This is a genomic window from Acinetobacter sp. YH12152, assembly GCF_013418285.1.
In the GTDB taxonomy this organism is placed as follows: domain Bacteria; phylum Pseudomonadota; class Gammaproteobacteria; order Pseudomonadales; family Moraxellaceae; genus Acinetobacter; species Acinetobacter amyesii.
In genome coordinates, this window is sequence record NZ_VPCH01000023.1 from 1 (window position 1) to 23,711 (window position 23,711).

The window sequence follows — 23,711 nt, forward strand, 5'->3', positions numbered from 1 at the left end:
CCAACGCTGAGCATATAACTTTGCCAAGGCTATAAGTGGGTATGTCTTTGAATCTAATAATGAAGTAATGTAACGTCTGATTTTTCCTGCCTGCTCAACTTCAATCAAACGTGCCTCCCAATAATCCCCTAACGTTGGGTTAAGCTTCTTGGCTCTAGGTGATATTGGCATCCTGATATGAAAATCATGTGGGGAATTCCGTTTAATAATTTCATAACGTAAATTATCTTTTGCTCGCATCAGCCAATGACTTGATTCTGCACGTGTTTGCCACCCTATTAGAAAATCAGCAGAGAAATAAGCTCGATCAAATAATGTAATACTTTGTGCTGGTGGAGATAATTGATTTGCTAATGTGAGTTCACCCTGATCCATACTGCCTATTTGGGCATCTATGATTTCATGGGTATTGGTATTGACTAGGCACGTGGCTCTCACTTGTGGGTAAGGTGCTACAGCAGTTTTACCTTTAGATGAGCCAAAATGATTAAAGTTCTCTTCGGTCAGCGGCATAGACCAAACCACCCCATCAACAGCACATATGCTAAGTCCTTGAAAGTTTGAATATTGTTGCTGTGTTTCATCAAACCATGCTTGGCTGAGCAGAGAGAATAAGGTACTTAAAGGCTCTTGTCCTAAACGTTGTCGTGCTTGGACTGCTGCACTAGGAACACAATATTCTGTTGTACCAAACACGAGGTTTAATTGCTCTACAACATAGCTGATGGGTTGATTTCGAAACAAGGCAAGCCCAATAACAAGCCAAACCACATGCTCAGCAGGTAATTTTCTCCTTCTGATTGATGCCTTACCTGTTTGATGCAGGCTTGTTTCAATCCAATTTAAATCAATAAGTTCACAAAAATGGTTGAGTGATGGGAGAGAATGTTCAAGAGTGGATTCTAAATGTTCAGATAAAGACATAAAAAAATGAGCGTATTCACATACACTCATTTTTACTACATTTTACTAAAATTTGCTTAACTGACTGGCATTACTCAATGTTGAGGGCTTTTTATTAGGCATTCATGTTTGAATGACCCGTTGAGCGAGGTCTTAGTTAAAGCGCATTTCTAAAACCAATTGATTGATCAAGTCGGGTGCTTCCAATTCACGTATTTGAGAGACATTAGTTCCTGCCCAAAATGCACCATATTCATGTACGCCATGCTTGCTGGCTGCTGCATGTAATTGTTTGCCTAAATCATAGCTATATGGGTAAGCCGGAACGGTTGGGCGAGTCGGCGTATCAATATCTGTGTGCCAGTTATTGATAATGCCACGTGCAGGCCGGCCTGAAATACTTGATGTAATCTGCGTGATGGGCGCATCAAATAGTGCTTTGCGATAAGCCTCATTTGCATTTGATGTTTTGCATTGCACAAAAGCAGTGCCCAGTTGAACAGCATCTGCACCCAACTCCATAATTTGATAGGCCTGATGTCCATTCATAATGCCACCAGCTGCAACAACGGGGCATTGAATATGGCGTTTCAAGAGCTGAACTAAGTCACGAGTTTTAACGCTGCTATCGAAGTTTTCATTGAAAATGCCACGGTGACCACCAGCTTCAATACCTTGAGCAATCACGATATCAATACCCGCAGCTTCAATCAGTTTAGCTTCTGCTAAATTGGTTGCAGAAACTAGAGTCAAAATACCCGCTTGTTTTAAGGCCTGAATTTGATGTGGGTGCGGAATGCCAAAATGAAAACTCACCGCTTTGGGGCGCGTTTCCAGTAAGAGGTTTAGAAAATGGTCATTATCTTTAAAGCTTGGATAAATACAGTTCAGTGCTTCTGGAGCTTCTGCATTATATTGAGCAAAGCGTGATTTAAATTGCATGATCCATTTGGCAGCAACTTGTTCATCGAGTTCTACTGTGTCATGACAAAAAAAATTGACCTGAAAAGGTTGTTCAGTGAGTTCTTGAGTTTGTAATATTTGTTGACGTGCATTCTCAACACTGCTTGCACCTAAACCCAGTGAACCAAGTCCACCTTGATTTGACACTTCTGCAGCAAGTTCAGGTGTAGAAACACCTGCCATTGGGGCAAGAAATATAGGGTGTTTGATGCCAAGGTTTTCTAATAAAGTCATGTGCATACTCCAATCACTCTAAATACTTTGCCCAAGCGAGTGAAATTAAGCAAATAATATTCGTTATTTCTTATCAAAATGGTCTTATTCTTAAACGAAAGTTGTACTTGAAATTAAGCGACACCTCGTGTCGTAGTAATGATGTATGACCCGACTTTTGAGGTGGATCCTTTTAAAATAATGCTGTGTTCACTTTAAATTTTATAATTCTCCCATGTCTGAACGTATCCGTGAAAAACTGCAAATTTTAGCCGATGCTGCCAAATATGATGTCTCATGTTCTTCGAGTGGTAGTAAGCGCCAAAATAAAGACAAAGGTCTGGGTAATACTGGAAACGGTATTTGCCATAGCTATACTGAAGATGGTCGCTGCGTTTCGTTATTAAAAATTCTATTTTCCAATGTCTGTATTTTTGACTGCGCATATTGTGTGTCCCGTCGAAGTAACGACGTAAAGCGCGCAGCATTTACGGTACAGGAAGTGGTCGATTTGACCATGAATTTTTATCGACGGAACTATATTGAAGGGTTATTTTTAAGTTCGGGGATTTTTAAATCGGCGGATTACACCATGGAACGTATGTTGCAGGTGGTAAAAAAACTGCGTTTAGAAGAAAATTTTAATGGTTATATTCATCTGAAGACCATTCCGGGGGCATCTCAGGAAATCATTACCGAAGCAGGTTTATATGTCGACCGTATGAGCATTAATTTGGAAATGCCGACAGAAGATGGTTTAAAAAAATTTGCACCTGAAAAAAGTCATGTTGAAGTCCAAAAAGACTTAGGTATCGTGCGAGATCGTTTGATTCAATTCAAAGATGAACGAAAAATAATACGCACAGTTCCTAAATTTGTACCCGCAGGACAAACGACGCAAATGGTGGTGGGCGCACATCAAGAGTCTGACCGTGATGTCATACTGATGGCAGACCGTCATTACAAAGAGTTTAAGCTCAAGCGTGTGTATTACTCGGGTTATATTCCAATTAATGAAGAGGAGCGTGCGCTGCCAGCTGTGGGGTCTGCGCCACCTTTATTACGAGAAAATCGGCTGTATCAAAGTGATTGGTTGATGCGTTTTTATGGGTTTGAAGCGACGGAATTGGTCGATGAAGAGCATCCAAATTTAGAATTGGATATTGACCCTAAATTAGCGTGGGCACTGCGTCATCCCGAGCAATTTCCCGTGGATATCAATCGTGCAGAATATCAGATGATCTTGCGAGTGCCGGGTATTGGTGTGCGTTCTGCTCAAAAAATTGTTCAAGCACGACGATTTGGGAAAATCCATATCGACCAATTAAAACGTATGGGTATTTCCTACAATAGAGCACAACATTTTATACGTTGTGAAGATTCTCCCAAATTTATTCGAGATCAACAGCCACATCAAATACGTCAGCAGATCTTGCAAAGTGGTCAGTCGAAATATACGCAGCAAGTTTCTCCACAATTGAACTTAGGATTTTAGGATACAGTCGTGAGTATTTATGTCTTTGATGGCACGATGACAGGATTGCTAAGCTGTATTTTTCGGGCCTTTCAATTTAAGCAATTTGATGTACAGATTTGTACGGATGGGCAAGTACAGGCGGGTCTTTTCGCCGAAGTCATTGATGTGGCTAGTCACGATGAACAAGCACAGCGGGTATGGCAGGGTTTAAAACTCAAAGCATCTGATCGTGCGTTGAAACAGTTTTATTATGCATTTTTATCCGAGCAGCAGCAGGCTTTTCAGCATTGCTTTAATTTTGCAGTGTATGTGTTTCAGCAGCAGCGAGATGTATCAAAGAATTATGGTCATGCAGACGTATTGGGTCTGAGTCAATGGGCGAAGCAAGTGGGACGTGAAAAACATCGTATGGAAGCTTTTGTGCGTTTTAAAAAATGTCAGGATGGTTTGTTTATCAGTTTAGTCTCACCTGACTTTAATGTATTGCCTTTGATCGAGCGGCATTTTAAGGCACGCTATCAAGATCAACGTTGGTTGATTTACGATGAAAAACGCAGCTACGGCATTTACTATGATCTACAGCAGGTGCATCAAGCGGATATGGATGCCACAACCATAGATGGGCAAATACAGTCAGGCCATAGTCAATCTTTCAATATCGAACTGGATGATGAGGAAGTTTTATATGATCAGCTTTGGAAAGATTATTTTAGCAGTGTCAATATTGAAGCCCGACGTAATATGAAATTACATGTGCAGTATGTGCCACGTCGTTATTGGCGTTATCTGAATGAAAAAGCGATTTAGGTGCGAATCATCTGGCAATTTTCGGGCATAATGATTGCGCTTTTGATTGTTTAAGTGAGACTTTGATGAAATTATTTCTTGTTACAACTGTTCTGACGGCAATGACGCTCACGGCGTGTTCTGCAAATGAACAAGAAAAGAAAACATTCAATCCGCAAAGTTATCAAGTTGCCGATACAGCGGGATTACAACAACGCTTTGAACAATTAAATCAGACTCTAGCAGCTGATTTTAGCCAACTAAAAAAAGTAGAAAGTATGGCTTTTTCAGATCAATCCGCTTTAGATGTTCAGAACTTAAAAACTTTAAATCAGCATTTTGTTGCCAATACCGCTTTAAAAAGCTCCAAAATTGCCTATTGCGAAGTAATGAATCATTATTTTTCTGAAATGTATCATCTCGGACATGTGAACTTAGCCTTGGTGAAAGACGTTAAACTGCCAAATGCCGCAAACGAAGATTTGAGTCAGGTATTTGCGAATACAGACCAATTTTATGATTTTATTATCAACCGCTATACCACATACAAGCATGCACAAGAAACCATGCAATATGGTTGTAATCTAAAAGCAGCTCTGACAGATTAAAAAAAGCCCCTCAATGAGGGGCTTTTATTTACTTAAATTAGCAACCTGTTAGTTTTTCAGGTTGTGGACGTTCGCCGGGGAAGAAGATTGGGCGTAATTTGACGCCGATACCGTTCCCAATGAAGGCAAATACTAACCATAACCAACCGTGTAAACTACCTGAAGCAATACCGCTGAAATACGCACCAATGTTACAGCCGTATGCTAAACGTGCGCCGTAACCCAACATCAAACCACCGATAACCGCCGCTAGCAGTGAGCGTTTTGGGATATTAAAGTTCGGTGCAAATTTGCCTGCTAGGCTCGCTGCGAGTAATGCACCGAGCATGATGCCGAAATTCATCATCGACGTGATATCAAACCATAATGATTCGGTGAGTGCTTTGGCATTCGCAGGTTGCTGCCAATATGCCCAAGATGCAACATCGATCCCCATGATACTTGCTGATTTTGCTGCCCAAACGGCTAAGGCAGAGGTCACGCCCCAAGGACGGCCTGCAAGTGCGAGTGTGGCAAAGTTTAGTAAAGTCAGGATAATTCCGCCCCAAACCAATGGCCATGGACCACGTAGAAAGCGTTTCCAGCCGTGTTGGTTAGCTTGCGGCTCAACTTCAAGCTGACCATGGCGTTTCTTTTCAAAGTAAACTGTTGCTGCTGCAATGATTGCAAAAACTACAAAGTTTAATGCCAGTGCAGGAACTACACCAAAGCTTTTGACTAAAGAAATCGGCTCAAAGTGGGGAAGGTCAAACCACCATTGAATATGTGAAGTTGCAATCAGTGAACCTGTACAGAAAAAGATCAACGTTACAATCATACGTGCGCTACCAGCGCCCACAGTGTACAGTGTACCTGATGCACAGCCTCCGCCGACTTGCATACCAATACCAAAAATAAAGGCACCGATCATCACGGACATTGAAACAGGATTAACGTTACCTTTGACTGGGTTGCCAAATAATTCACCCGCACCTAAAGCAGGGAAGAAGAGCAGTACAGCCAAAGCCAACATGATCATTTGTGCACGCAAGCCACGACCACGACGCTCTTTAATAAAGACACGCCAACTTGAGGTAAAACCAAAAGATGCGTGATAAAGGGTCATACCCAAAGCACCGCCAATTAAAAATAGCAATGCTTGGTTAACGCCTACAACCAGATAAGCACCAAGGGTGCCTAAAATTAATAAAACAAAAGCCACCCAAATCGATACATTGGATCGATTGGCTGGCGTAGCAATAACAGACATGGAGAAAAAAGCTTAAAAAATGTATCTCTATTTTACGGTTTTTATATATTGTAAAAATGAATATTGTTTGGAATTCACACAATCATTGCTGTGTATAATTGATTTAATATATATAAAAAACTGATAAATCGAGCGTTAAACTGGATTTACATTAAATAAAGAACCAATCCAGCTAGAAAATAGCATGGCTGCAATGCCCCACAGAGCAACACGTAGACTGCCTTTCAACATAGAAGTGCCTGCTGCATAACTAGCTAAGGCACCGAGGAGTGCTAGGGAAATCACGCCAACGGCCATAACAGTTTTTTCAATATGCATGTCAGCACTGATCAAGATCGCAACCATCGGAAATAGCGCACCAATTGAAAATGCTAAAGCCGATGAGAGTGCTGCTTGAACGGGTTTTGCTGCGGTATTGTCATGGATTCCAATTTCATCTCGTGCATGGGCCTCTAGTGCATCATGGGCAGTTAATTGGACTGCAACTTCATGTGCTAGGTTCGGCTCTAACCCACGATTTACATAAATTTGAGTCAGCTCTTTAAGCTCCATATCTGGGTTACGTTGTAATTCTTTATGCTCCATGTGAAGATCTGCTTTTTCGACGTCTTCTTGAGATTTCACAGAGATATATTCGCCCGCCGCCATAGAGGTTGCACCAGAGATGAGTCCTGCAATGCAGGTAATGAGTAAGGTATGGCTAGAAGCACCACTTGCAGCCATGCCCATAATTAAACTAGTAACGGAGATAATGCCATCATTTGCACCGAGTACAGATGCACGTAGCCAACCCGTACGTTCCATAAAATGTTTTTCGGCATGATGTGAGTAAGACATTATTTTCTCTAAGTTTGTTATTTATATGACCTCATAAGATTGACCTGACATCAGTTAAATTTCAAGTTAAAAATAGATTGAAACAGTAAGTTGAATAAAATACAGATATAAAAAAGCACCCGAAGGTGCTTTTTTATAAAATGCTTATTGCTGCGCTTTTTCTTTCACGTCAGCTGCACCTTGTTCAACAGCACCTGCTGTTGCAGCAGTTGCGTCTTTAGCTGCTTCTTTGGCATTGTGTGCAGCAGCTTCAGCATTTTCTGCAGCATTTTCGGCTGCTGTCGCAGTTGCAGTTGCAGCATTATCAACAGCAGTAGCTGTCGCAGTTGCTGCTTCTGAAGTTGCATCAGCGATGTCATGGCCTGCTTGGTCAGCAGCGTTTTCTAAGTGTTCACCAGTTGTTGCACCTGTTTCTGGCGCTTTGTCTTTATTACAGCCAACAAGTGCAACAGTTGCAGCCAAACCTAAAGCAACAAGTAATTTATTCATTTTGATCTTTCCTTTTTTTGTTATGCCCGTAGCATGGGCTGAATTTATATTAGCTGAAAAAATATTCAAAAATCGATCAAAAATTGTTGATTTAGTGTAATTTTATCCAGCATATTTTGTAGTTTAAAAGCCTTTATATCTACTTATAGCGTTAAGGGTTTTGTCTAAATAATTCTTCAATTGAAGTCACAAGTAGATAGATAAATTCACTGTCTTCATGGCGCCATAAATATATTTCTTCCCCCAATTGTGTATCGTCTACCGTACGCATCAATAAATAATCGCCATCACCGTTATGTGCAATGGCAATGCTGTTTTCAGGGAAGTCTTCAATTTTACTTATAGTTTGATGTTCTGCGGCTAGATGATTCATCGTACGTTTTATTCTTTTCACATCGCTGGTGTCTTGGAAGGGAAAAAGCCACCAAGCTTCGATGTCATCACCATCTTTAAATTCATCCGCACTAGAAAAGCTAATGCCGAATTCGCCACTATTTTCAATTTGCATTTTGGCTTTATATTTTTCTGGAAACTTAAATCCTAATTGTTCTTCAGTTGCAGTAATAAATTTTAAGTCTAATGGAAAGGGCATGATGTTGTTCTTAAATTATTTTGGTGTTTTATGAATAAGCTTGGCGTAAATTTTAGTCAATATTTTTTACACTAGTTATTTTTATCCTAGATGTTTTAGTTATGGACATATGGGGCATAAAAAAGCCTGCAATCAATGCAGGCTTTTTTGAGAAATTAATCTATTAAGATTAAAGACCAGCAGATGCTTTAAGCGCTTCCACTTTGTCAGTTTTTTCCCATGTAAATGCGGTATCAGAACCTTCACGACCAAAGTGACCATACGCAGCAGTTTGTTGGTACATCGGTTGGATCAAGTTCAACATACGAGTAATACCGTATGGACGTAAGTCAAAGTGTTCACGTACAAGTGCAATAATCAAATCTTCAGATACTTTTGCAGTATTGAATGTGTTGATCGAGATAGATGTTGGTTCTGCAACACCAATCGCATAAGACACTTGAATTTCACATTTGTCAGCTAGACCAGCAGCCACAATGTTTTTAGCAACATAACGGCCTGCATAAGCAGCAGAACGGTCCACTTTTGATGGATCTTTACCAGAGAACGCACCACCACCGTGACGAGCCATACCACCGTAAGTATCTACAATGATTTTACGGCCTGTTAAACCACAGTCACCTACAGGGCCGCCAATGACGAACATACCTGTTGGGTTGATGTGGAATTTAGTGTCTGCATGGAACATTTCAGCAGGAATCACTTTTTTCACGATTTCTTCAATTACCGCTTCTTTCAATTGAGCTTGGGTAATTTTTGGATCGTGCTGAGTTGAAAGTACAACTGCGTCTAAGCGAACTGGCATGCCATTTTCATAAGCAAATGTTACTTGGCTTTTTGCATCAGGACGTAACCAAGCAAGTTTGCCTTGTTTACGTAGTTCAGCTTGTTTTTCCATTAAGCGATGCGCATATGAAATCGGTGCTGGCATAAGCACATCAGTTTCACGGCTTGCATAACCAAACATTAAACCTTGGTCGCCCGCACCTTGATCTTCTGGTTTTTGACGGTCTACACCTTGAGCAATTTCAGGTGATTGTTTACCGATCATGTTGATCACGGCACAAGTTGAACCATCAAAGCCAAGATCTGAATGATGGTATCCGATACCATTTACGGTATTACGAACAATCGCTTCAAAGTCAACATTTGCAGTTGTTGTGATTTCACCGGCAAGTACAACCGCACCCGTTTTTACAAGCGTTTCACAAGCAACCCGTGCATATGGGTCTTCTTTTAAGATTGCATCCAAAATAGCATCACTGATTTGGTCAGCCATTTTATCCGGATGGCCTTCGCTTACAGATTCCGAGGTAAATACAGCGTACTCGCGCATAAGTCCTATCACAGTTAAATTTAAAGACGCAATATGTTACATCGAGAAAGCGTTTAGGACTAGCTCAACATGACCAAATTGGATGAAATTAATTCATTTCAATGACTTTTTAATTGATATATGCATCTAAAAAATTGATATGAGCTATGGATTTCTCAATTTAATTTTTTATGATGAGATAAAACAGAGATATTGGGCTTTGGCACAAGCAACAATGTGATTAGGCGTTCAATTGCCTAAATTGTTTTTTTAAGTGAATCAATTATAAGAAAAAATCAAATCAGTATCCTGTGATTTATCAATGATGAATGTCATGAACTGTCAGAATATGACTGTTCATGACAATTAATCGTTTAATTTGAAAATAAAACACAATAAATGCGGGCTTTTGAGACTTGGTATGCAAATTGCCTATTTGTCATTACGTTGAATGGGGGAAACGTAATGAAACAGTCTGGTTTTACACTCATTGAAATTATGATCGTGGTGGTAATCATCGGCATTTTGGCTGCAATTGCTACTGTATCTTACAATGGCTATGTTGCTCGGGCGCAAGTGGCTGAAGTATTAACAATGATTTCACCCTATAAATTAAAACTGATTGAAAATTATTCAGCGGAACAAAGCTGTGTAGATTTGAATACAGCGCTAAATGAAAGTATCAGTACCAAGTATATTGCGAGTAGTGAAATTACTGATGTGGCAGGAACGTGTTCAGTGGTTTTTACGTTTAAATCAACAGATGTCAATTTTGCTCTTCGCTCAAAGCAGATCTATTTTAGTATTCCAGATGGTTTAAATGGTGCTTGGAATTGTCAATCGGATGATATTTCGCAGCGAAATTTACCTGCTACATGTCGTGGGATCTAAAGTATTGAATGTGAAACCGTGAGTATATTGGATAAGTGCTGATTTTACAGGGATGATTACGACGTTTGAGTTACCCAAACCTTAGTGGGTTTAATTATTGAAAGTATTTCATATTTCAAATGGTCATTTATCTGGACAAGCTTTGGCCGCTATTTTTATTCACGATTTCCATTCGATGTATTGGACTTTTATCAATTACGAAGCGTTTGCTTTCGCCACTAAACTCTAAATATGCATTGCGCTGTCATTGATTCGCCATATAAAAGCGTCACTGTATACAAAATAAACGACATGCATAGGCTTGAAATTGAGCAATAAGCGCCCAAAATACAGGTGGTGCAGGAATAATTAGCGAAAATTTGCCCCTGAGGCTTTACCCATTCCGCTTTTTTTAAGACAATATGCGCATCTTTGAATTCTTATTCATCTTACTCTTTTAAACCATTTGTTTGGACTCTGACCTATGACAACCCCGCTTAACGAACGTCGTATTGCAAACGCAATTCGTGTATTGGCAATGGATGCTGTGCAAAAAGCAAATTCAGGACATCCAGGTGCTCCAATGGGGATGGCAGATATTGCTGATGTGGTATGGCGTGAATTCCTCAACCACAACCCTGCAAACCCACAATGGGCAAACCGTGACCGTTTCGTATTGTCAAACGGCCATGGTTCTATGTTGCAATATGCGTTATTGCACTTAACAGGTTATGACCTGTCTATTGAAGATTTGAAATCTTTCCGTCAATTGCATTCTAAAACTCCAGGTCACCCAGAATTGGGCTATGCACCGGGTATCGAAACAACCACGGGTCCATTGGGTCAAGGTATTGCAAACGCTGTAGGTTTTGCACTTGCTGAAAAAACTTTAGCGGCTCAATTCAATAAAGAAGACATCACAGTTGTAGATCACAACACTTACTGTTTCTTAGGTGATGGCTGTTTAATGGAAGGTGTTTCTCACGAAGCATGTTCATTGGCTGGTACTTTGGGTCTAGGTAAATTAGTTGTTTACTACGATGACAACGGCATCTCGATTGACGGTGAAGTAGAAGGCTGGTTCTCTGACGACACAGAACAGCGTTTCCTTGCATACGGCTGGCAAGTACTGAAAGTTGACGGCCATGATGCAGACGCAATCCGTGCGGCAACTGTTGAAGCAAAAGCTGAAACTGCGAAACCAACCTTAATTATCTGTAAAACCATTATTGGTTTAGGTTCACCAAACAAACAAGGTAAAGAAGATTGCCACGGTGCGCCGCTTGGTAATGATGAAATCGCTTTAACTCGTGAAGCTTTGGGCTGGGCAGAAGGTCCATTTGAAATTCCTGCTGATGTTTATGCAGCTTGGGATGCAAAAGCCAAAGGTACTGCTTCTGAATCTGCTTGGAACGACACATTTGCTGCGTATGCTGCTAAATATCCAGCAGAAGCAGCTGAACTAAAACGTCGTCTTTCTGGTGACCTTCCTGCTGACTTCGCAGCAAAAGCGGATGCTTATATTGCTGAAGTAAATGCTAAAGCTGAAACAATCGCTACTCGTAAAGCGAGCCAAAATGCCATTCAAGCATTTGCACCACAGCTTCCAGAAATTCTAGGTGGTTCTGCTGACCTTGCAGGCTCTAACCTGACTTTATGGAAAGGCGCAGAAGGCGTTGAATCTAACCCAGCGGGTAACTACGTTCATTACGGCGTACGTGAATTCGGTATGACTGCAATTGCGAACGGTGTAGCGCTGCATGGCGGTTTCGTTCCTTATGTAGCAACATTCCTGATGTTCATGGAATATGCACGTAATGCAGTACGCATGTCTGCATTGATGAAACAGCGTGTGATTCATGTGTATACACATGACTCAATTGGTCTAGGTGAAGATGGTCCTACACACCAACCTGTAGAGCAAATTGCATCTTTACGTGGTACACCAAATCTAAACACTTGGCGTCCATGTGACACTGTTGAAGCGTCTATTTCTTGGAAATCTGCATTGTTACGTAGCGAAGGCCCTACAGCGTTAATCTTCTCTCGTCAAAACTTGCCATTCCAAACTCGTACAGCAGATCAAATTGCTGACGTAGCGAAAGGCGGTTATGTACTTGCAAAAGAAAAAGGTGAGTTGAAAGCAATCATCATTGCAACAGGTTCAGAAGTTTCATTGGCAATGGATGCTTACGCACAGTTAGAAGGCGTACGTGTGGTTTCTATGCCATGTGCTGAAGAATTCGTAAAACAAGACGCTGCTTACCGTGAAGCGGTTCTTCCAGCTGCGATCCGCGCTCGTGTTGCGGTTGAAGCTGCGCATGTGGATTACTGGTGGAAATTTGTAGGTCTTGACGGCCGTGTAATCGGTATGACGACTTACGGTGAATCTGCTCCAGCAAAAGACTTGTACAAACACTTCGGTATCACAGCTGATGCTGTTGTTGCTGCAGTGAAAGAAATTACCGCTTAATCTGTAAAGATTAACCGTAAAAAAGACGCCCCAGAGAAGGGGCGTTTTTTATTGCAGAGATTAAATTTATTTTTAATTGTGAAATAACGATTTGTAACGAATGAATTAAAGCATTGGTTTAAAATTAATTCATTCATGCAGTATTCAGCCACGGGTGCAATGTTGCCCCAAGTGAGGAAACGATGAGCCTTTACGATCAGATAAATGATGAAATTGTACTGATGGATGCTGGTGAACAGAAATGGATAGGCACGGACTTAGAGCTTGAAGCCATGGTTGCAGTAGAATTGATGCTGCAAGATTTGCAAGAAGACAAAGTGATTAAGATTCGCCGTAAGAACCATGAAAAGCATACAGGCTTGAAGCAGGTTGACCGCATTTTGGTTGAGAAGCTATAAGCTAAATGGTTAAAAAGTCCGATTGTTCGGGCTTTTTATTTGCCTATCGTATTTATAAAACGGATAAGAAAAAGTCCATCCAAGACTTATCAAGACTAAAAAAGAGCGCATTAAATAAAGTGTTTTCAACACATGAAGCTTTATTTCAGTTATAAAAATCCAGTGATCATTTAAAAAAGACATTGAACGTGCAAATACAAATTAAAAATTTAACAGAAATATCAAAAAACCAATGGCAGCCGCTCTGGGAGCTGTATTTAGAATTTTATAAAAGTCAGGTGGCAGATGAGGTGACTGAGCGTACATGGCACAGGTTACATGCTGCTGACTGCGAACATATGTATGGCTTTGCAGCTGTGATTGATCATCAAGTGGTTGGGATCGTGCATGTCATTGAACATGAGAGCTGCTGGACATTACAGCCTTATGCCTATTTGCAGGATTTATATACCCATGAAGATTATCGCGGGCAGGGCATCGGCAAGGCGCTGATCGCGAAAGTGAAAGAGTATTGTGATCAGCGGCAGTGTGACCGTGTGTATTGGCTTACGCATCAGGACAATGAAACTGCGCAAAAGCTGTATGATCAAATCGCGAGAAAAACCGGATTTATCCAATACCGCTGTCATTAACTCAATGTAAAAGGCCATTCCAAATCAACAGTAGCTTTTGCGTGAAGAGCTGCTGGGTCTGAGCATTTAAGCTGAAACTTTAAAGTTTTTAGCTGAGTCTGCTTCTTGCTGAATGATCCATTCGCCACCTACGCGGAACGATGATGCTGAGGCATAGGTATCTTCCATAAATTGGAAAAAGCTGATTAAACCGTTTTGAACTTTGGCTTTAATTGAAAAAGGCGAGGTGAAAGTATTTTTTGCATAGACTGAGGTGTAGGTGAATTGACCAAATACAGCTACAGTTTCATCTTCAGCGATCATATCGGTGATTTGAAAGTCGTCGATGTTCCAGTAGGTGCCGACGTTGGCAAAGGTATAAATATAGATGGCTCTGCCTGTGCCAGACCCAGCCCACGGCTCAATTTGTTTAAGTTCTGGGTTGCTGAAGTTTAAGGAAACATACGCCGCGTCTTCTGCAACCAGCAGCTGAGTTGCATTTTCGACGAGTTCTTTTGAAGTATTCGTAAGAAATGCCAAAACGACATCTTTGGGAGTTTTAGTGTTTAAGGCTTTTTCAATAGCCAGCGATTGTTCTGTCATTTTTGGGTACTCAGATTTTTATGATGTCTAAAAATCTTAAGTGGATTTGTTTAGAAAACCTACGACTCAGATAGGTTGATGTTTCCTAAATTTAGGATAAATCGTCGGGGAGTAGCTTGAAAAGAATAATTATTTGAAATATATGGAAAATTTAATAATTGAGAGTGGTTGTAGATGCTGCTACAGATTTTACAAAACTATCGTTCTAAACATGCAACAAAACGTTTTATCTTTAAAGCTGTAATACGGCTAAAAATCTATAGACTTAATGGTATTCGAAAGTGAGATAAAAACATGAACTTTAAAGCATTAACAATCGGTTTGGCGGTAGCATCAGTTACAACAATTTCTATGGCAAAACCTGTTGCCTATCAAATTGATCCTACTCATACCGCAACAGTATTTACTTGGAATCATTTTGGTTTCTCAACGCCTTCTGCAAACTTTAGTGACATTCAAGGGACAATCAATGTCGATAATGCAAAACCTGCAAATTCGTCTGTGAATGTGACGATTCCATTATCGAGCTTAAATACCAATGTCAAAGCATTAGATGATCATTTAAAAACAGCTGATTTCTTTGATGCTGAAAAATATCCAAATATCACGTTTAAAAGTACAAAAGTTCAAGCGATCAGCAAAACTAAATACAAAATCACGGGTGATTTAACAGTTAAAAATGTGACTAAACCAGTGGTATTGGATGCTGTATTGAACAAGCAAGCCGTTCACCCAATGACTAAGGCGGAAACGATTGGTTTTAATGCAACGACTTCTTTTGATCGTTCAGCATTTGGTGTCGGTGCATATGTACCAAATGTAGGCGACAAAATTACGGTAAATATTACGACTGAAGCGGCTGTGTCTACAGCAAAGGCAGCAGCGAAATAAGATTTAGCTTCCTCAGCTAAGTTAGGAAAGCACCCATTTGGGTGCTTTTTTATGTCTCGTAGATGAGTATTTGATGAGTGGTCAATCGCGATTGAGCAGCAATAGGCAGCCAAAACTGATGAAAATTCCACCGGTAATGGCGTCAATTTTTTTACTAAATTTTTGATAGTAATGGGTCATTTTAGGTGCTGAGAATAAGACCGCAACCAATGCAAACCAAATCAAACTTTCAATAAAGACTAAAGCCAATAAAGAGCTTTGATCAAAAATGCTGACCTTTGCACTGATCCCAATGGAAAATACACTAGTGAAATAAACCAATGCTTTAGGATTAGCCATATTGGTCAAGAAACCTTGGAATAACAGCGTCAAAGGCGATTTTTTCTGTACAGCTTGCTCGGTTGGTTTCGTTATTGTGCCGAGGTCTTTACTCCATGCAGATTTTAATAACTGAGAGCCTAAATATAAAAGATATAAGCCACCCAAAATCATGAGGCATTGTTGTAACCAAGCCATTTTTTGAAATAGAAAATGTAAGCCAATTATTGCACAAATTGACCAAACTAAAATACTAAGTGAAATACCTAATGCGGCAAATAATGCATGTGATCTGGATTGTCGAATAGCACTTTGAGTGACAAAAAAGAAGTCTGGGCCTGGGCTGATGAGAGCAAAAAAGTGGATGAGCGCAATGCTGAGTAAGGGAGTCATTCTAATGGCTTATACGTTTTGAAGTGCAACCGTTATAAGCCATTTAGCTTTAAATTAATAGCTGTTTTAAAGCTCAAGCTGTTGTAAGAATTGTTGCAAAATAAGGGGAGCAACACGTTCTAAATGAGGTGCATGTTGTTGGCTTTCCATGCGTAAATTTGGGATGTTAATTTGTGCTTTATGCAGTTCACATGTATGCCCAATTAGCCATTTTTCCATGGCCTGTGTTTCTGCTTCAATATGAAACTGTAGGGCTAAAATATTGGGCCCATAGCTAAACGCTTGATTTGGGTAAATTGCTGAGCTGGCGAGTAACTGTGCATTTGTAGGTAAATCAAAGGTATCACCATGCCAATGCAGTACAGGCACTTGATCTAATGGCGCTAAAATATTGTTAGTAATGGCATCAAGCTCCAAGGCACTCCAACCGATTTCTTTGCTATGACCTGCATAGACTTTCGCTCCCAATGCATGCGCAATGAGCTGAGCACCTAAGCAAATGCCTAAAGTCGGTAAATTACTCTCTAAACGTACTTTAAGTAAGTCTAGTTCTTTTTGTAGGAAAGGGTAGTCATTAGTTTCATAAACTCCGATCGGGCCGCCCAAAATGATGGTAAGCCCTGTATGTTGCATAGCTTTACTCAGGTCATCGACACCAGCTTCGAAGTATCTCACCCGATAACCCAATTGGTAAAATACATCTTCCAATGAACCCAAATCTTCAAATGCAAGGTGTTGAATGACGTAAATGGTTTCGTTTAATGCAGTACTCATAGGGATTTTTCAGGATTAAAATTTCAAAATAGAATGTAGCTTGAATTGTCGGAGATTAAAAAGGAAAACTGTAAATTTTTCACAATTGCGAAAAGAGATAAATATAGAAGTTGGCTGAAGCATATTGTTTTTTCTTTGAATGATTAGGTTCGTTCGTTGAACTTAGCATTTAAAACCTTTGTACTGTGAAGTAGGGGATTCCCGAAAGGCTTTATTGGCAAAATTTATGAGAAAAAGTGCATGATATTTTGATAAAGCTTTGGTTTAGTATAAAAAAAAGATGAAAAACCAATGGAAAAGCGTTTAGAGATGCGTATGATGAAATCTTCGACAAACAACAGTTCATTTTTCTTTTAATATCATCACATAATTAGATAACTGATTTTAAAAGTAAAAATATATAAGCCAGGGAACTTGTATGCAGTCAAAACATAATCGAGATGCCAATCTCTTGCATGCGATACATAAAATTTTATTAAAGGAATGGGACCCGTTAGGGATTCGCCGTATTCCTGCTTTACGTGATGAATATGATGATTATTTGCCCAATATTTTTAAATTAATTCAAGAGGATTCAAGTGAATCAGAAATTTTTGAATATTTATGGTGGGTTGAGCAAAAGGTCTTAGAGAAAAAAGGGCGGAAGGAACATACCCTAAAAATTGCGAAAATGTTGAAGGCAATTGAGCGCTAGTTTGCGGTCGTGTACGCATAAAAAAACCGATTCGTTGTCCGTATCGGTTTTTTATTTTAAATCTCTTAGAAGTCTCTTAGGAACGGTTTAGAATTTCTTTTCTAAGGTAAACATAAAGCTTGGAATTGATTCATTGATACGAGATTGGTATAGCGCGCCAGAACTTTGTTCTTTTAACACTTCTTTATAATCTGAGCTGAGAATATTACGTGCATTGACCGATGCAGACCAATTTTGATCAAAACGTTTAGTAAAACTCACATCCATGTTGACACGTTCATTGCTGGTGCGATTGTACGGTTCGTTGCTCAGTGCACGTGTATATTCAGGGGTGTAATTGAGGTTCACACTTGTTGCAATACGCCACGGTTGATAGTTATAAGATAAGCCAGCACTTGCGGTATAAGGTGCAACATCGCTTGCCAAACGATCAGAGCCGTCAGTTTCTTCAATTTTTGCACGTATAGTTGAAAGCTGAGCATTCAACATAAATGAATGACCATTCTCCGTTTGCTTCAGTGCATAACGTCCAGCAATTTCCACACCATAAGTAGTTGCACTGTCTTGGTTATATGGACGTTCGACAAAACGGCAATCGGTATTTCCTGCTTCACAACGACCACCTGTAGTATTTTCTGACAGGATCGATTTTTCGATATAGTCATTAATTTCTCGATAATAGGCAGTGATATTTATACCGCCAGCAGGAGTGTTATAGCCTAAGGTTGTTTCGTAAGCATTAATGGTTTCAGGCCGTAAGTCTGGATTACCACCACGATCAGGGTTGTTTAGTGTCCCAGCATCACTATCTGTAGAAACTGAAACCGTCGGCATCAATTGATTGCTACGTGGATTTTTAAAAGCCTGACTCAAGTTGGTTTGGAGTGACCATTGGTCATTAAAGTCAAAACGGTGTGCTAATACAGGACTTAAATGCTGATCTTGATAATCCACTAAACCTGAACGATCAATCCACTCTTGGCGTACACCTAAAGTTAAGGTTTGGCGCGGCGTATATTTCCAACTTCCTTCAACATAGGCAGCATACAATTGTTCATCTAAGGTCTTTGCAATATTGCTTTCAAGTTCATTGCTACGTAGATCAGTACCAAATTTTATTTGGCGTTTTGAGTCGAACTTGCGGACACCGTCATAGCCTAAGCCATATTCATTAATTTGTTCATCAATATACGATTGAGAATCTCTATACTCTGTTAATTCTGTTTCATTTTGCTGCTCGATTGATAAGCGAATTTTGTCGGAATTGCCTTGGTCTTTACGCTCATATCGTGTGTTGAGTCGAATGCTGTCATTTTTATCTTTTTGGACTTGGGAGCCACTTGTGCCTTCGCTTTCATTGTTGCGATAAAACATTTCAGCGACCAATTTTTGTTGATCATCAAGTTGATATTCAACACGTGGGGTGAGCATTTGCGACGTACGATTGGTGATGCGTTTTTGAGTTTTCGTCCCTGTTGCATCTTGTGTGCGGGTGAGCGTATCTGAATCATTCCACATTTGGCTCCCAGATAAACTATAGATCCAAGGGTCTGAACGACCATCCATTTGAAAGTTTAAATTGGTGCGTTCTTCTTCACGTGTATTTGATTTGGTTAGACCATAACCAGCACGTACAGAACCACTTAAACGTGTGCCATTCAATGGTTCTTTTAAAATAATATTGATGACTGCAGATGAAGCAACCGAGCCTTGAGCGACGCTCGGTTGTTTGGTGATTTCAAGGCGTTCGATCATTTCAGGCGTAATACTATCAACAACTGACATGCCACCACGAGGACCACCTTGTACAGGTTCACCATTGATTAAGAACACGGGTGCACCACCACCACGGAAACGCATGCCGCCAGCACCTGCACCACCACGTGGACCACCGCCGGCACCGGGGAGTTGAAACCCTGCAGCACGACGCAGTGCATCATTGATGGACTGATCGCCAAATTTCAACATTTCATCACGGCTTATGATGGTTTTTGCGACAGCACTGATATCTGGGTCTTTGGGCTTAGTGCTTGCTGTTGGAACTTCAAATGTTAAAGCTTCCATTTGCTGAACTGCTGCAGATTCTTGGGGATTTTGAACAGTATCTGCGGCCCAAATTGATGTTGAGATCGTAAGTAATGCGTAACTTAAGCTGGTCAGTTTGAGTGTGGTGTGCGCGCCGTGCATTATTTGGTTGTCCAAATGTAATTTTGGCAAAGAATAACGGAAAATTATGGAGAAAAATTGAGGAGAATAACCAAGATGAGCATTTCATCTGATTATTTTTTAACAGGTAGGCGAAAGGTCATATTGCAATAAGGAAAGCCTTATTCGTTGGGGGGAAAATTAAGGCCTATTAACGTCGCTACAATATAATAAATAACTGAGGTGACGCAGTAGCATCAGAAGCGTACTTTGCTTCAAATAATAAAGATACGCGGTAATGTCATGCGCAATTGTTTGAGACAGGACGACTTCTAATCAAAAATGTTTTTGCGATACGTTGAATAATTTGACGGTAGTGAACGAGTTTTGTCTGTGAGGTGCATTGCACCGCAAGATGGTTTCCTTGCGAAGCTTCGCATCTCATTTTGCCGAATGAGAAACAACGTTTCGTAAGAGTACTTCCAGCCGAAAGCTAATCCCTGTATTTAATCCCTAAATGTAAGACTTCGTCAGATTTAAATATTATTTTAAAAATGTGAAATGGCTTTCATGTGCATAACATGAGTAAATACATATAAAAATAAGCCTTTGAAGAAAGATTTAGACATAAAAAAACCCTCATCTTTCGATGAGGGTTTTTCGTATTCTGGAGCGGGAAAGGAGACTCGAACTCCCGACCCCAACCTTGGCAAGGTTATGCTCTACCAACTGAGCTATTCCCGCAATGAGGTGAATTATAGAGAATTTCACGCAACTGTCAACTCTCTATGCTTCTGTTTGCTTAATTAATCAGCGCGACGCCAAATAGTACCTTGACGTGTATCTTCCAGAACTACGCCCTGATCCAGTAAAGATTGACGAATGTCATCTGCTTTGGCAAATTCTTTGGCTTTTTTCGCATCTTTACGTTGTTGAATTAAATCTTCAATCTGTTCTTCTGATAAGCCTAATGCTTCCTGACCGATATCAGATTTCAGGAAATCATCCACATTGTGTTGCACCAAACCTAAAATATTGGTCAAGTGACGCAATGTCGAATAATACACAGCCGCTTGTTCAGCATTTTCATCTTTCACGGCACGGTTCAATTCTTTGTTGACTTCAAACAATACCGCAATTGCTTCTGCGGTGTTGAAATCATCACGCATAGCGGCATTAAAGCGCTCAACTAAAGCATCATCCAAAGTTTCTACGGTTTTTTCACCATAGACTTGCTGATAAGCTTTAAATGAATGATAGAAACGGGAAAGGGTATTTTTCGCTTCTTTTAAAGCAGTGTCAGAGAAGTTTACTGGGCTACGGTAATGTGATGACACAATAAAGAAGCGAATCACTTCAGGGTGGAATTTATCCATCACATCACGAATAGTGAAGAAGTTACCTAAAGACTTCGACATTTTTTCGCCATCGACATTAATAAAGCCGACATGCATCCAGTAATTAACATACTGTTCGCCAGTAGATGCCTCAGATTGCGCAATTTCATTTTCATGATGCGGGAAAGTTAAGTCTGAACCGCCACCATGAATATCAAAATGGTTGCCTAAGCAGCAGGTCGACATCGCTGAACATTCAATATGCCAGCCCGGACGGCCATTACCCCAAGGTGAAGCCCAAGAAGGTTCATTTTCTTTGGCATGTTTCCAAAGCACGAAGTCAAAAGGATGTTTCTTTTCTACTTCTACATCAACGCGTTCAGAAGCACCAGCCTGCATATCGTCAAGTTTACGACCCGAAAGACGACCATATTTGGCAAACTTTTCAACTTCAAAATAAACATCGCCATTTGCAGATGGGTAGGCTGTACCTTTGTTAACCAAGCTACCAATCATATTCTGCATTTGATCGATATAGTCTGTTGCACGTGGTGCTTCATCAGGTGCTGCACAACCTAAATTGGCAGCATCTTCGTTCATGGCCTTGATAAAGCGATCGGTTAAAGCAGTAATGCTTTCGCCATTTTCATAGGCACGGGCAATGATCTTATCGTCAATATCGGTAATATTGCGAACGTATTTAACGTTCCAGCCCTGACTGCGCAGGAAACGGATAATGTAGTCGAATGCAACCATAACTCGAGCATGACCAATATGACAGTAGTCATACACGGTCATTCCACAGACATACATGTCGATATGTCCTTCTTTACGAGGTACGAATTCTACTTTTTTACGTTGCTCTGAGTTATATAGAACAAAAGGTTGCATAGCTCTTCAAATTGTTTCTACCAAAAGATGGCTCATCTTAACCTAAGCATTTTTTTTCATAAAGTTAAAACCCCAAAAAGCAGATATTTTTTAATGATTGATGTCTTTGCGTTGCTAAAAATAGCGTAGAAGGCTCATTGGGTTCGGGCTGAATCTAATTCGAATACTGAATTTGATTTATCTGTCCGTAAGATAAAAATGAAGAAATGCATCTTTTCTGCATAATTCATGAATTCTTATACATTTGGAAACGTGCTATTTGCATAGATATGATAAAATTGTGAAAATTTTTTATTTTGAAAGTGAGAGCGCACCTCTCACGGCTTAAGGTATAACAACTTTGAATCCACCAAATATGCCGAATCAAGTCGATTTTCAGAAAGTCGCATTAGAAACTTTGCGTATTGAAGAGCATGCTTTACAAGTATTAGCGACGCAAATAGATGATCGTTTTAGCCAAGCCTGCGAAATCATTTTACAGTGCAAAGGGCGTTTAGTGATTACTGGTATGGGCAAATCGGGGCATATCGGTCGTAAAATGGCCGCTACGTTTGCCTCGACAGGTACGCCATCTTTCTTCATGCATCCGGGTGAAGCTGGGCATGGTGATTTGGGCATGTTGGTTAAAGGAGATGTGCTCATTGCAATTTCAAACTCAGGTAAGAGTGATGAAATTATGATGCTCATGCCATTAATCAAACATTTGGGCATTCCTCTAATTACCATGAGTGGCGACAATAAAGGCCCAATGCCACAAAATGCCGATGTCGCATTGACCTTGGGTAATATTCAAGAAGCTTGCCCCTTGGGTCTAGCGCCGACATCAAGTACCACTGCAACATTAGCCTTAGGTGATGCCCTTGCAGTTGCATTATTGGATGCACGTGGCTTTACCTCAGATGATTTTGCACGCTCTCATCCTGCTGGAGCGTTGGGTAAGCGTTTGTTATTGCATGTAAAACATCTCATGCATACAGGTGAAGACTTACCCAAAGTGTCGCCAGAGACACCCATGAATAAAGTTCTGTATGAAATTTCAAATAAACGTTTGGGACTCACCACGATTGTCGATGAAAACGATACATTATTGGGTATCTTTACCGACGGTGACTTACGTCGTTTGATTGATAAACAGCAAGGCTTTGATGTGAATATGAAAGTCTCAGAAGTGATGATTAAAAATCCTTTGACCATTTCACAAGAAGAACGCGCGGTACATGCTTTAGAACGTATGAACGAAAAGAAAATTACACAATTTGTAGTTGTTGATGATGCCAATAAAGTGATTGGGATTATCAGCATGCATGACCTAATTCAGGCTGGGGTAAATTAAGAAAATGGCATCGTATGTATTGCTAGAACAAGCGCGTCACATAGAAGCACTGGTACTGGATGTAGATGGAATTTTAAGTGATGGATTTGTAACGTTGACCAATAGTGGCGATGAAATCAAATCTTTTGATATTCGTGATGGCTTAGGCATGAAGTTGGTGCAAAAAGCGGGTATCAAAGTCATCATTATTACTGGCCGTAAAAGTAATATTGTTGAAAAACGCATGTCTGACTTAGGTGTGGACTTGGTTTTTCAAGGTCGTGAAGATAAAGGCGTTGCCTTGACTGAAGCCTGCGCACAGTTTGGTATTGATCCTTCAGATTGCCTATATATGGGCGATGACTGGCCCGATCTTTCAGCCTTCGCTATTGCGGGGATGAAAGTGACCGTACCAAATGGACATTTAGAAGTACGTCGCCGTGCAGATCTTGTTACGCAGGCGATGGGTGGACGTGGTGCTGTTCGTGAAATCTGCGATATGCTTTTAGTTTCTAAAGGTGTATACCAGGAACTACTTGAAAAATATGCAAGTGCACCTTATTAATAAA

Annotated in this window: 23 protein-coding genes and 1 tRNA gene; 11 read left to right on the forward strand and 13 right to left on the reverse strand. The window is 40.3% G+C overall.

What is annotated here, in order from left to right; translation table 11 throughout:
- On the reverse strand, window positions 1-924 hold a 924-nt coding region (locus FTU83_RS09020), incomplete at its 3' end, for an IS4 family transposase (RefSeq protein ID WP_180124317.1).
- A 132-nt stretch (window positions 925-1,056) separates the two neighbouring features.
- Window positions 1,057-2,100, reverse strand: coding sequence for a nitronate monooxygenase family protein (locus FTU83_RS09025; protein WP_180106202.1), 1,044 nt, complete (start codon window positions 2,098-2,100; stop codon window positions 1,057-1,059).
- A gap of 214 nt (window positions 2,101-2,314) precedes the next feature.
- Here FTU83_RS09025 and FTU83_RS09030 point away from each other — a divergent pair, with 214 nt between their 5' ends.
- From FTU83_RS09030 to FTU83_RS09040, 3 genes are all read left to right on the forward strand, one after another.
- On the forward strand, window positions 2,315-3,574 hold the full coding sequence (locus tag FTU83_RS09030) for a putative DNA modification/repair radical SAM protein (protein ID WP_180106200.1): 1,260 nt from the start codon (window positions 2,315-2,317) through the stop codon (window positions 3,572-3,574).
- A gap of 9 nt (window positions 3,575-3,583) precedes the next feature.
- Window positions 3,584-4,363 (forward strand): TIGR03915 family putative DNA repair protein, encoded by a 780-nt coding sequence (locus FTU83_RS09035; protein ID WP_180106198.1) that lies wholly within the window; start codon window positions 3,584-3,586, stop codon window positions 4,361-4,363.
- Window positions 4,364-4,428: 65 nt separating this feature from the next.
- On the forward strand, window positions 4,429-4,950 hold the full coding sequence (locus FTU83_RS09040) for a hypothetical protein (RefSeq protein ID WP_180106196.1): 522 nt from the start codon (window positions 4,429-4,431) through the stop codon (window positions 4,948-4,950).
- A 37-nt stretch (window positions 4,951-4,987) separates the two neighbouring features.
- Here the strand turns inward: FTU83_RS09040 and FTU83_RS09045 are convergent, their stop codons facing one another.
- From FTU83_RS09045 to metK, 5 genes are all read right to left on the reverse strand, one after another.
- Complete coding sequence (locus FTU83_RS09045) at window positions 4,988-6,199, reverse strand: YeeE/YedE family protein (protein WP_180059063.1); 1,212 nt, start codon at window positions 6,197-6,199, stop codon at window positions 4,988-4,990.
- 135 nt (window positions 6,200-6,334) lie between these two features.
- A complete protein-coding gene (locus tag FTU83_RS09050; RefSeq protein ID WP_180064238.1) occupies window positions 6,335-7,036 on the reverse strand; it encodes a VIT family protein in 702 nt (233 codons plus the stop codon).
- A gap of 144 nt (window positions 7,037-7,180) precedes the next feature.
- On the reverse strand, window positions 7,181-7,525 hold the full coding sequence (locus FTU83_RS09055; RefSeq protein ID WP_180106194.1) for a hypothetical protein: 345 nt from the start codon (window positions 7,523-7,525) through the stop codon (window positions 7,181-7,183).
- 151 nt (window positions 7,526-7,676) lie between these two features.
- A complete protein-coding gene (locus tag FTU83_RS09060; protein WP_180064239.1) occupies window positions 7,677-8,117 on the reverse strand; it encodes an SMI1/KNR4 family protein in 441 nt (146 codons plus the stop codon).
- A 169-nt stretch (window positions 8,118-8,286) separates the two neighbouring features.
- Window positions 8,287-9,453: a methionine adenosyltransferase gene (metK, locus tag FTU83_RS09065; RefSeq protein WP_078188779.1), complete on the reverse strand. Its 1,167-nt coding sequence runs from the start codon at window positions 9,451-9,453 to the stop codon at window positions 8,287-8,289.
- A gap of 444 nt (window positions 9,454-9,897) precedes the next feature.
- Between metK and FTU83_RS09070 the strand changes: the two genes are divergently transcribed.
- The 4 genes from FTU83_RS09070 to FTU83_RS09085 all read left to right on the forward strand — a co-directional run bounded on the left by FTU83_RS09070 (window position 9,898) and on the right by FTU83_RS09085 (window position 13,805).
- Window positions 9,898-10,323 (forward strand): pilin, encoded by a 426-nt coding sequence (locus tag FTU83_RS09070; RefSeq protein WP_180106204.1) that lies wholly within the window; start codon window positions 9,898-9,900, stop codon window positions 10,321-10,323.
- Window positions 10,324-10,786: 463 nt separating this feature from the next.
- On the forward strand, window positions 10,787-12,775 hold the full coding sequence (gene tkt / locus FTU83_RS09075) for a transketolase (protein WP_180106192.1): 1,989 nt from the start codon (window positions 10,787-10,789) through the stop codon (window positions 12,773-12,775).
- 182 nt (window positions 12,776-12,957) lie between these two features.
- Window positions 12,958-13,173: a hypothetical protein gene (locus FTU83_RS09080; protein WP_078188774.1), complete on the forward strand. Its 216-nt coding sequence runs from the start codon at window positions 12,958-12,960 to the stop codon at window positions 13,171-13,173.
- A gap of 182 nt (window positions 13,174-13,355) precedes the next feature.
- A complete protein-coding gene (locus tag FTU83_RS09085; RefSeq protein WP_180106190.1) occupies window positions 13,356-13,805 on the forward strand; it encodes a GNAT family N-acetyltransferase in 450 nt (149 codons plus the stop codon).
- A 66-nt stretch (window positions 13,806-13,871) separates the two neighbouring features.
- On the opposite strand, the gene FTU83_RS17420 is transcribed toward FTU83_RS09085, so the two are convergent.
- Window positions 13,872-14,387 (reverse strand): nuclear transport factor 2 family protein, encoded by a 516-nt coding sequence (locus FTU83_RS17420; RefSeq protein WP_257222572.1) that lies wholly within the window; start codon window positions 14,385-14,387, stop codon window positions 13,872-13,874.
- A 294-nt stretch (window positions 14,388-14,681) separates the two neighbouring features.
- On the opposite strand from FTU83_RS17420, the gene FTU83_RS09095 reads away from it, so the two are divergent.
- Window positions 14,682-15,278, forward strand: coding sequence for a YceI family protein (locus tag FTU83_RS09095; RefSeq protein ID WP_078188771.1), 597 nt, complete (start codon window positions 14,682-14,684; stop codon window positions 15,276-15,278).
- Window positions 15,279-15,359: 81 nt separating this feature from the next.
- Here FTU83_RS09095 and FTU83_RS09100 read toward each other — a convergent pair whose 3' ends face one another.
- Window positions 15,360-15,989, reverse strand: coding sequence for a LysE family transporter (locus FTU83_RS09100; protein WP_180106188.1), 630 nt, complete (start codon window positions 15,987-15,989; stop codon window positions 15,360-15,362).
- A gap of 66 nt (window positions 15,990-16,055) precedes the next feature.
- Window positions 16,056-16,763 (reverse strand): glutamine amidotransferase, encoded by a 708-nt coding sequence (locus tag FTU83_RS09105; protein ID WP_180106186.1) that lies wholly within the window; start codon window positions 16,761-16,763, stop codon window positions 16,056-16,058.
- A gap of 418 nt (window positions 16,764-17,181) precedes the next feature.
- Here FTU83_RS09105 and FTU83_RS09110 point away from each other — a divergent pair, with 418 nt between their 5' ends.
- Window positions 17,182-17,457 carry a hypothetical protein gene (locus tag FTU83_RS09110; protein ID WP_180106184.1) on the forward strand — a complete coding sequence of 92 codons (276 nt, stop codon included), beginning with the start codon at window positions 17,182-17,184 and terminating at the stop codon, window positions 17,455-17,457.
- Between the two features lie 87 nt (window positions 17,458-17,544).
- On the opposite strand, the gene FTU83_RS09115 is transcribed toward FTU83_RS09110, so the two are convergent.
- The 3 genes from FTU83_RS09115 to cysS form a co-directional block, all read right to left on the reverse strand.
- Window positions 17,545-19,644, reverse strand: a complete 2,100-nt coding sequence (locus tag FTU83_RS09115; RefSeq protein WP_180106182.1) for a TonB-dependent siderophore receptor — start codon at window positions 19,642-19,644, stop codon at window positions 17,545-17,547.
- Window positions 19,645-20,270: 626 nt separating this feature from the next.
- A tRNA-Gly gene (locus FTU83_RS09120) sits at window positions 20,271-20,346 on the reverse strand.
- 62 nt (window positions 20,347-20,408) lie between these two features.
- Complete coding sequence (gene cysS / locus FTU83_RS09125; RefSeq protein ID WP_180106180.1) at window positions 20,409-21,830, reverse strand: cysteine--tRNA ligase; 1,422 nt, start codon at window positions 21,828-21,830, stop codon at window positions 20,409-20,411.
- A gap of 355 nt (window positions 21,831-22,185) precedes the next feature.
- Here cysS and FTU83_RS09130 point away from each other — a divergent pair, with 355 nt between their 5' ends.
- Window positions 22,186-23,163 carry an SIS domain-containing protein gene (locus FTU83_RS09130; RefSeq protein WP_168377848.1) on the forward strand — a complete coding sequence of 326 codons (978 nt, stop codon included), beginning with the start codon at window positions 22,186-22,188 and terminating at the stop codon, window positions 23,161-23,163.
- A gap of 4 nt (window positions 23,164-23,167) precedes the next feature.
- A complete protein-coding gene (locus FTU83_RS09135) occupies window positions 23,168-23,707 on the forward strand; it encodes an HAD family hydrolase (RefSeq protein WP_078188762.1) in 540 nt (179 codons plus the stop codon).
- The last annotated feature ends 4 nt before the right edge of the window (window positions 23,708-23,711 follow it).

Bases quoted from the DNA above. Each gene is read 5' to 3' on its own strand.
- FTU83_RS09045 (WP_180059063.1), bottom strand. From the start codon at position 6,199: ATGTCTGTTATTGCTACGCCAGCCAATCGATCCAATGTATCGATTTGG.
- metK (WP_078188779.1), bottom strand. From the start codon at position 9,453: ATGCGCGAGTACGCTGTATTTACCTCGGAATCTGTAAGCGAAGGCCAT.
- FTU83_RS09115 (WP_180106182.1), bottom strand. From the start codon at position 19,644: ATGCACGGCGCGCACACCACACTCAAACTGACCAGCTTAAGTTACGCA.
- FTU83_RS09055 (WP_180106194.1), bottom strand. From the start codon at position 7,525: ATGAATAAATTACTTGTTGCTTTAGGTTTGGCTGCAACTGTTGCACTT.
- FTU83_RS09040 (WP_180106196.1), top strand. From the start codon at position 4,429: ATGAAATTATTTCTTGTTACAACTGTTCTGACGGCAATGACGCTCACG.
- FTU83_RS09130 (WP_168377848.1), top strand. From the start codon at position 22,186: ATGCCGAATCAAGTCGATTTTCAGAAAGTCGCATTAGAAACTTTGCGT.
- FTU83_RS09095 (WP_078188771.1), top strand. From the start codon at position 14,682: ATGAACTTTAAAGCATTAACAATCGGTTTGGCGGTAGCATCAGTTACA.
- FTU83_RS09025 (WP_180106202.1), bottom strand. From the start codon at position 2,100: ATGACTTTATTAGAAAACCTTGGCATCAAACACCCTATATTTCTTGCC.
- tkt (WP_180106192.1), top strand. From the start codon at position 10,787: ATGACAACCCCGCTTAACGAACGTCGTATTGCAAACGCAATTCGTGTA.
- FTU83_RS09060 (WP_180064239.1), bottom strand. From the start codon at position 8,117: ATGCCCTTTCCATTAGACTTAAAATTTATTACTGCAACTGAAGAACAA.
- FTU83_RS09135 (WP_078188762.1), top strand. From the start codon at position 23,168: ATGGCATCGTATGTATTGCTAGAACAAGCGCGTCACATAGAAGCACTG.
- FTU83_RS09030 (WP_180106200.1), top strand. From the start codon at position 2,315: ATGTCTGAACGTATCCGTGAAAAACTGCAAATTTTAGCCGATGCTGCC.
- FTU83_RS09080 (WP_078188774.1), top strand. From the start codon at position 12,958: ATGAGCCTTTACGATCAGATAAATGATGAAATTGTACTGATGGATGCT.
- cysS (WP_180106180.1), bottom strand. From the start codon at position 21,830: ATGCAACCTTTTGTTCTATATAACTCAGAGCAACGTAAAAAAGTAGAA.
- FTU83_RS09100 (WP_180106188.1), bottom strand. From the start codon at position 15,989: ATGACTCCCTTACTCAGCATTGCGCTCATCCACTTTTTTGCTCTCATC.
- FTU83_RS09110 (WP_180106184.1), top strand. From the start codon at position 17,182: ATGCAGTCAAAACATAATCGAGATGCCAATCTCTTGCATGCGATACAT.
- FTU83_RS09050 (WP_180064238.1), bottom strand. From the start codon at position 7,036: ATGTCTTACTCACATCATGCCGAAAAACATTTTATGGAACGTACGGGT.
- FTU83_RS09070 (WP_180106204.1), top strand. From the start codon at position 9,898: ATGAAACAGTCTGGTTTTACACTCATTGAAATTATGATCGTGGTGGTA.
- FTU83_RS17420 (WP_257222572.1), bottom strand. From the start codon at position 14,387: ATGACAGAACAATCGCTGGCTATTGAAAAAGCCTTAAACACTAAAACT.
- FTU83_RS09105 (WP_180106186.1), bottom strand. From the start codon at position 16,763: ATGAGTACTGCATTAAACGAAACCATTTACGTCATTCAACACCTTGCA.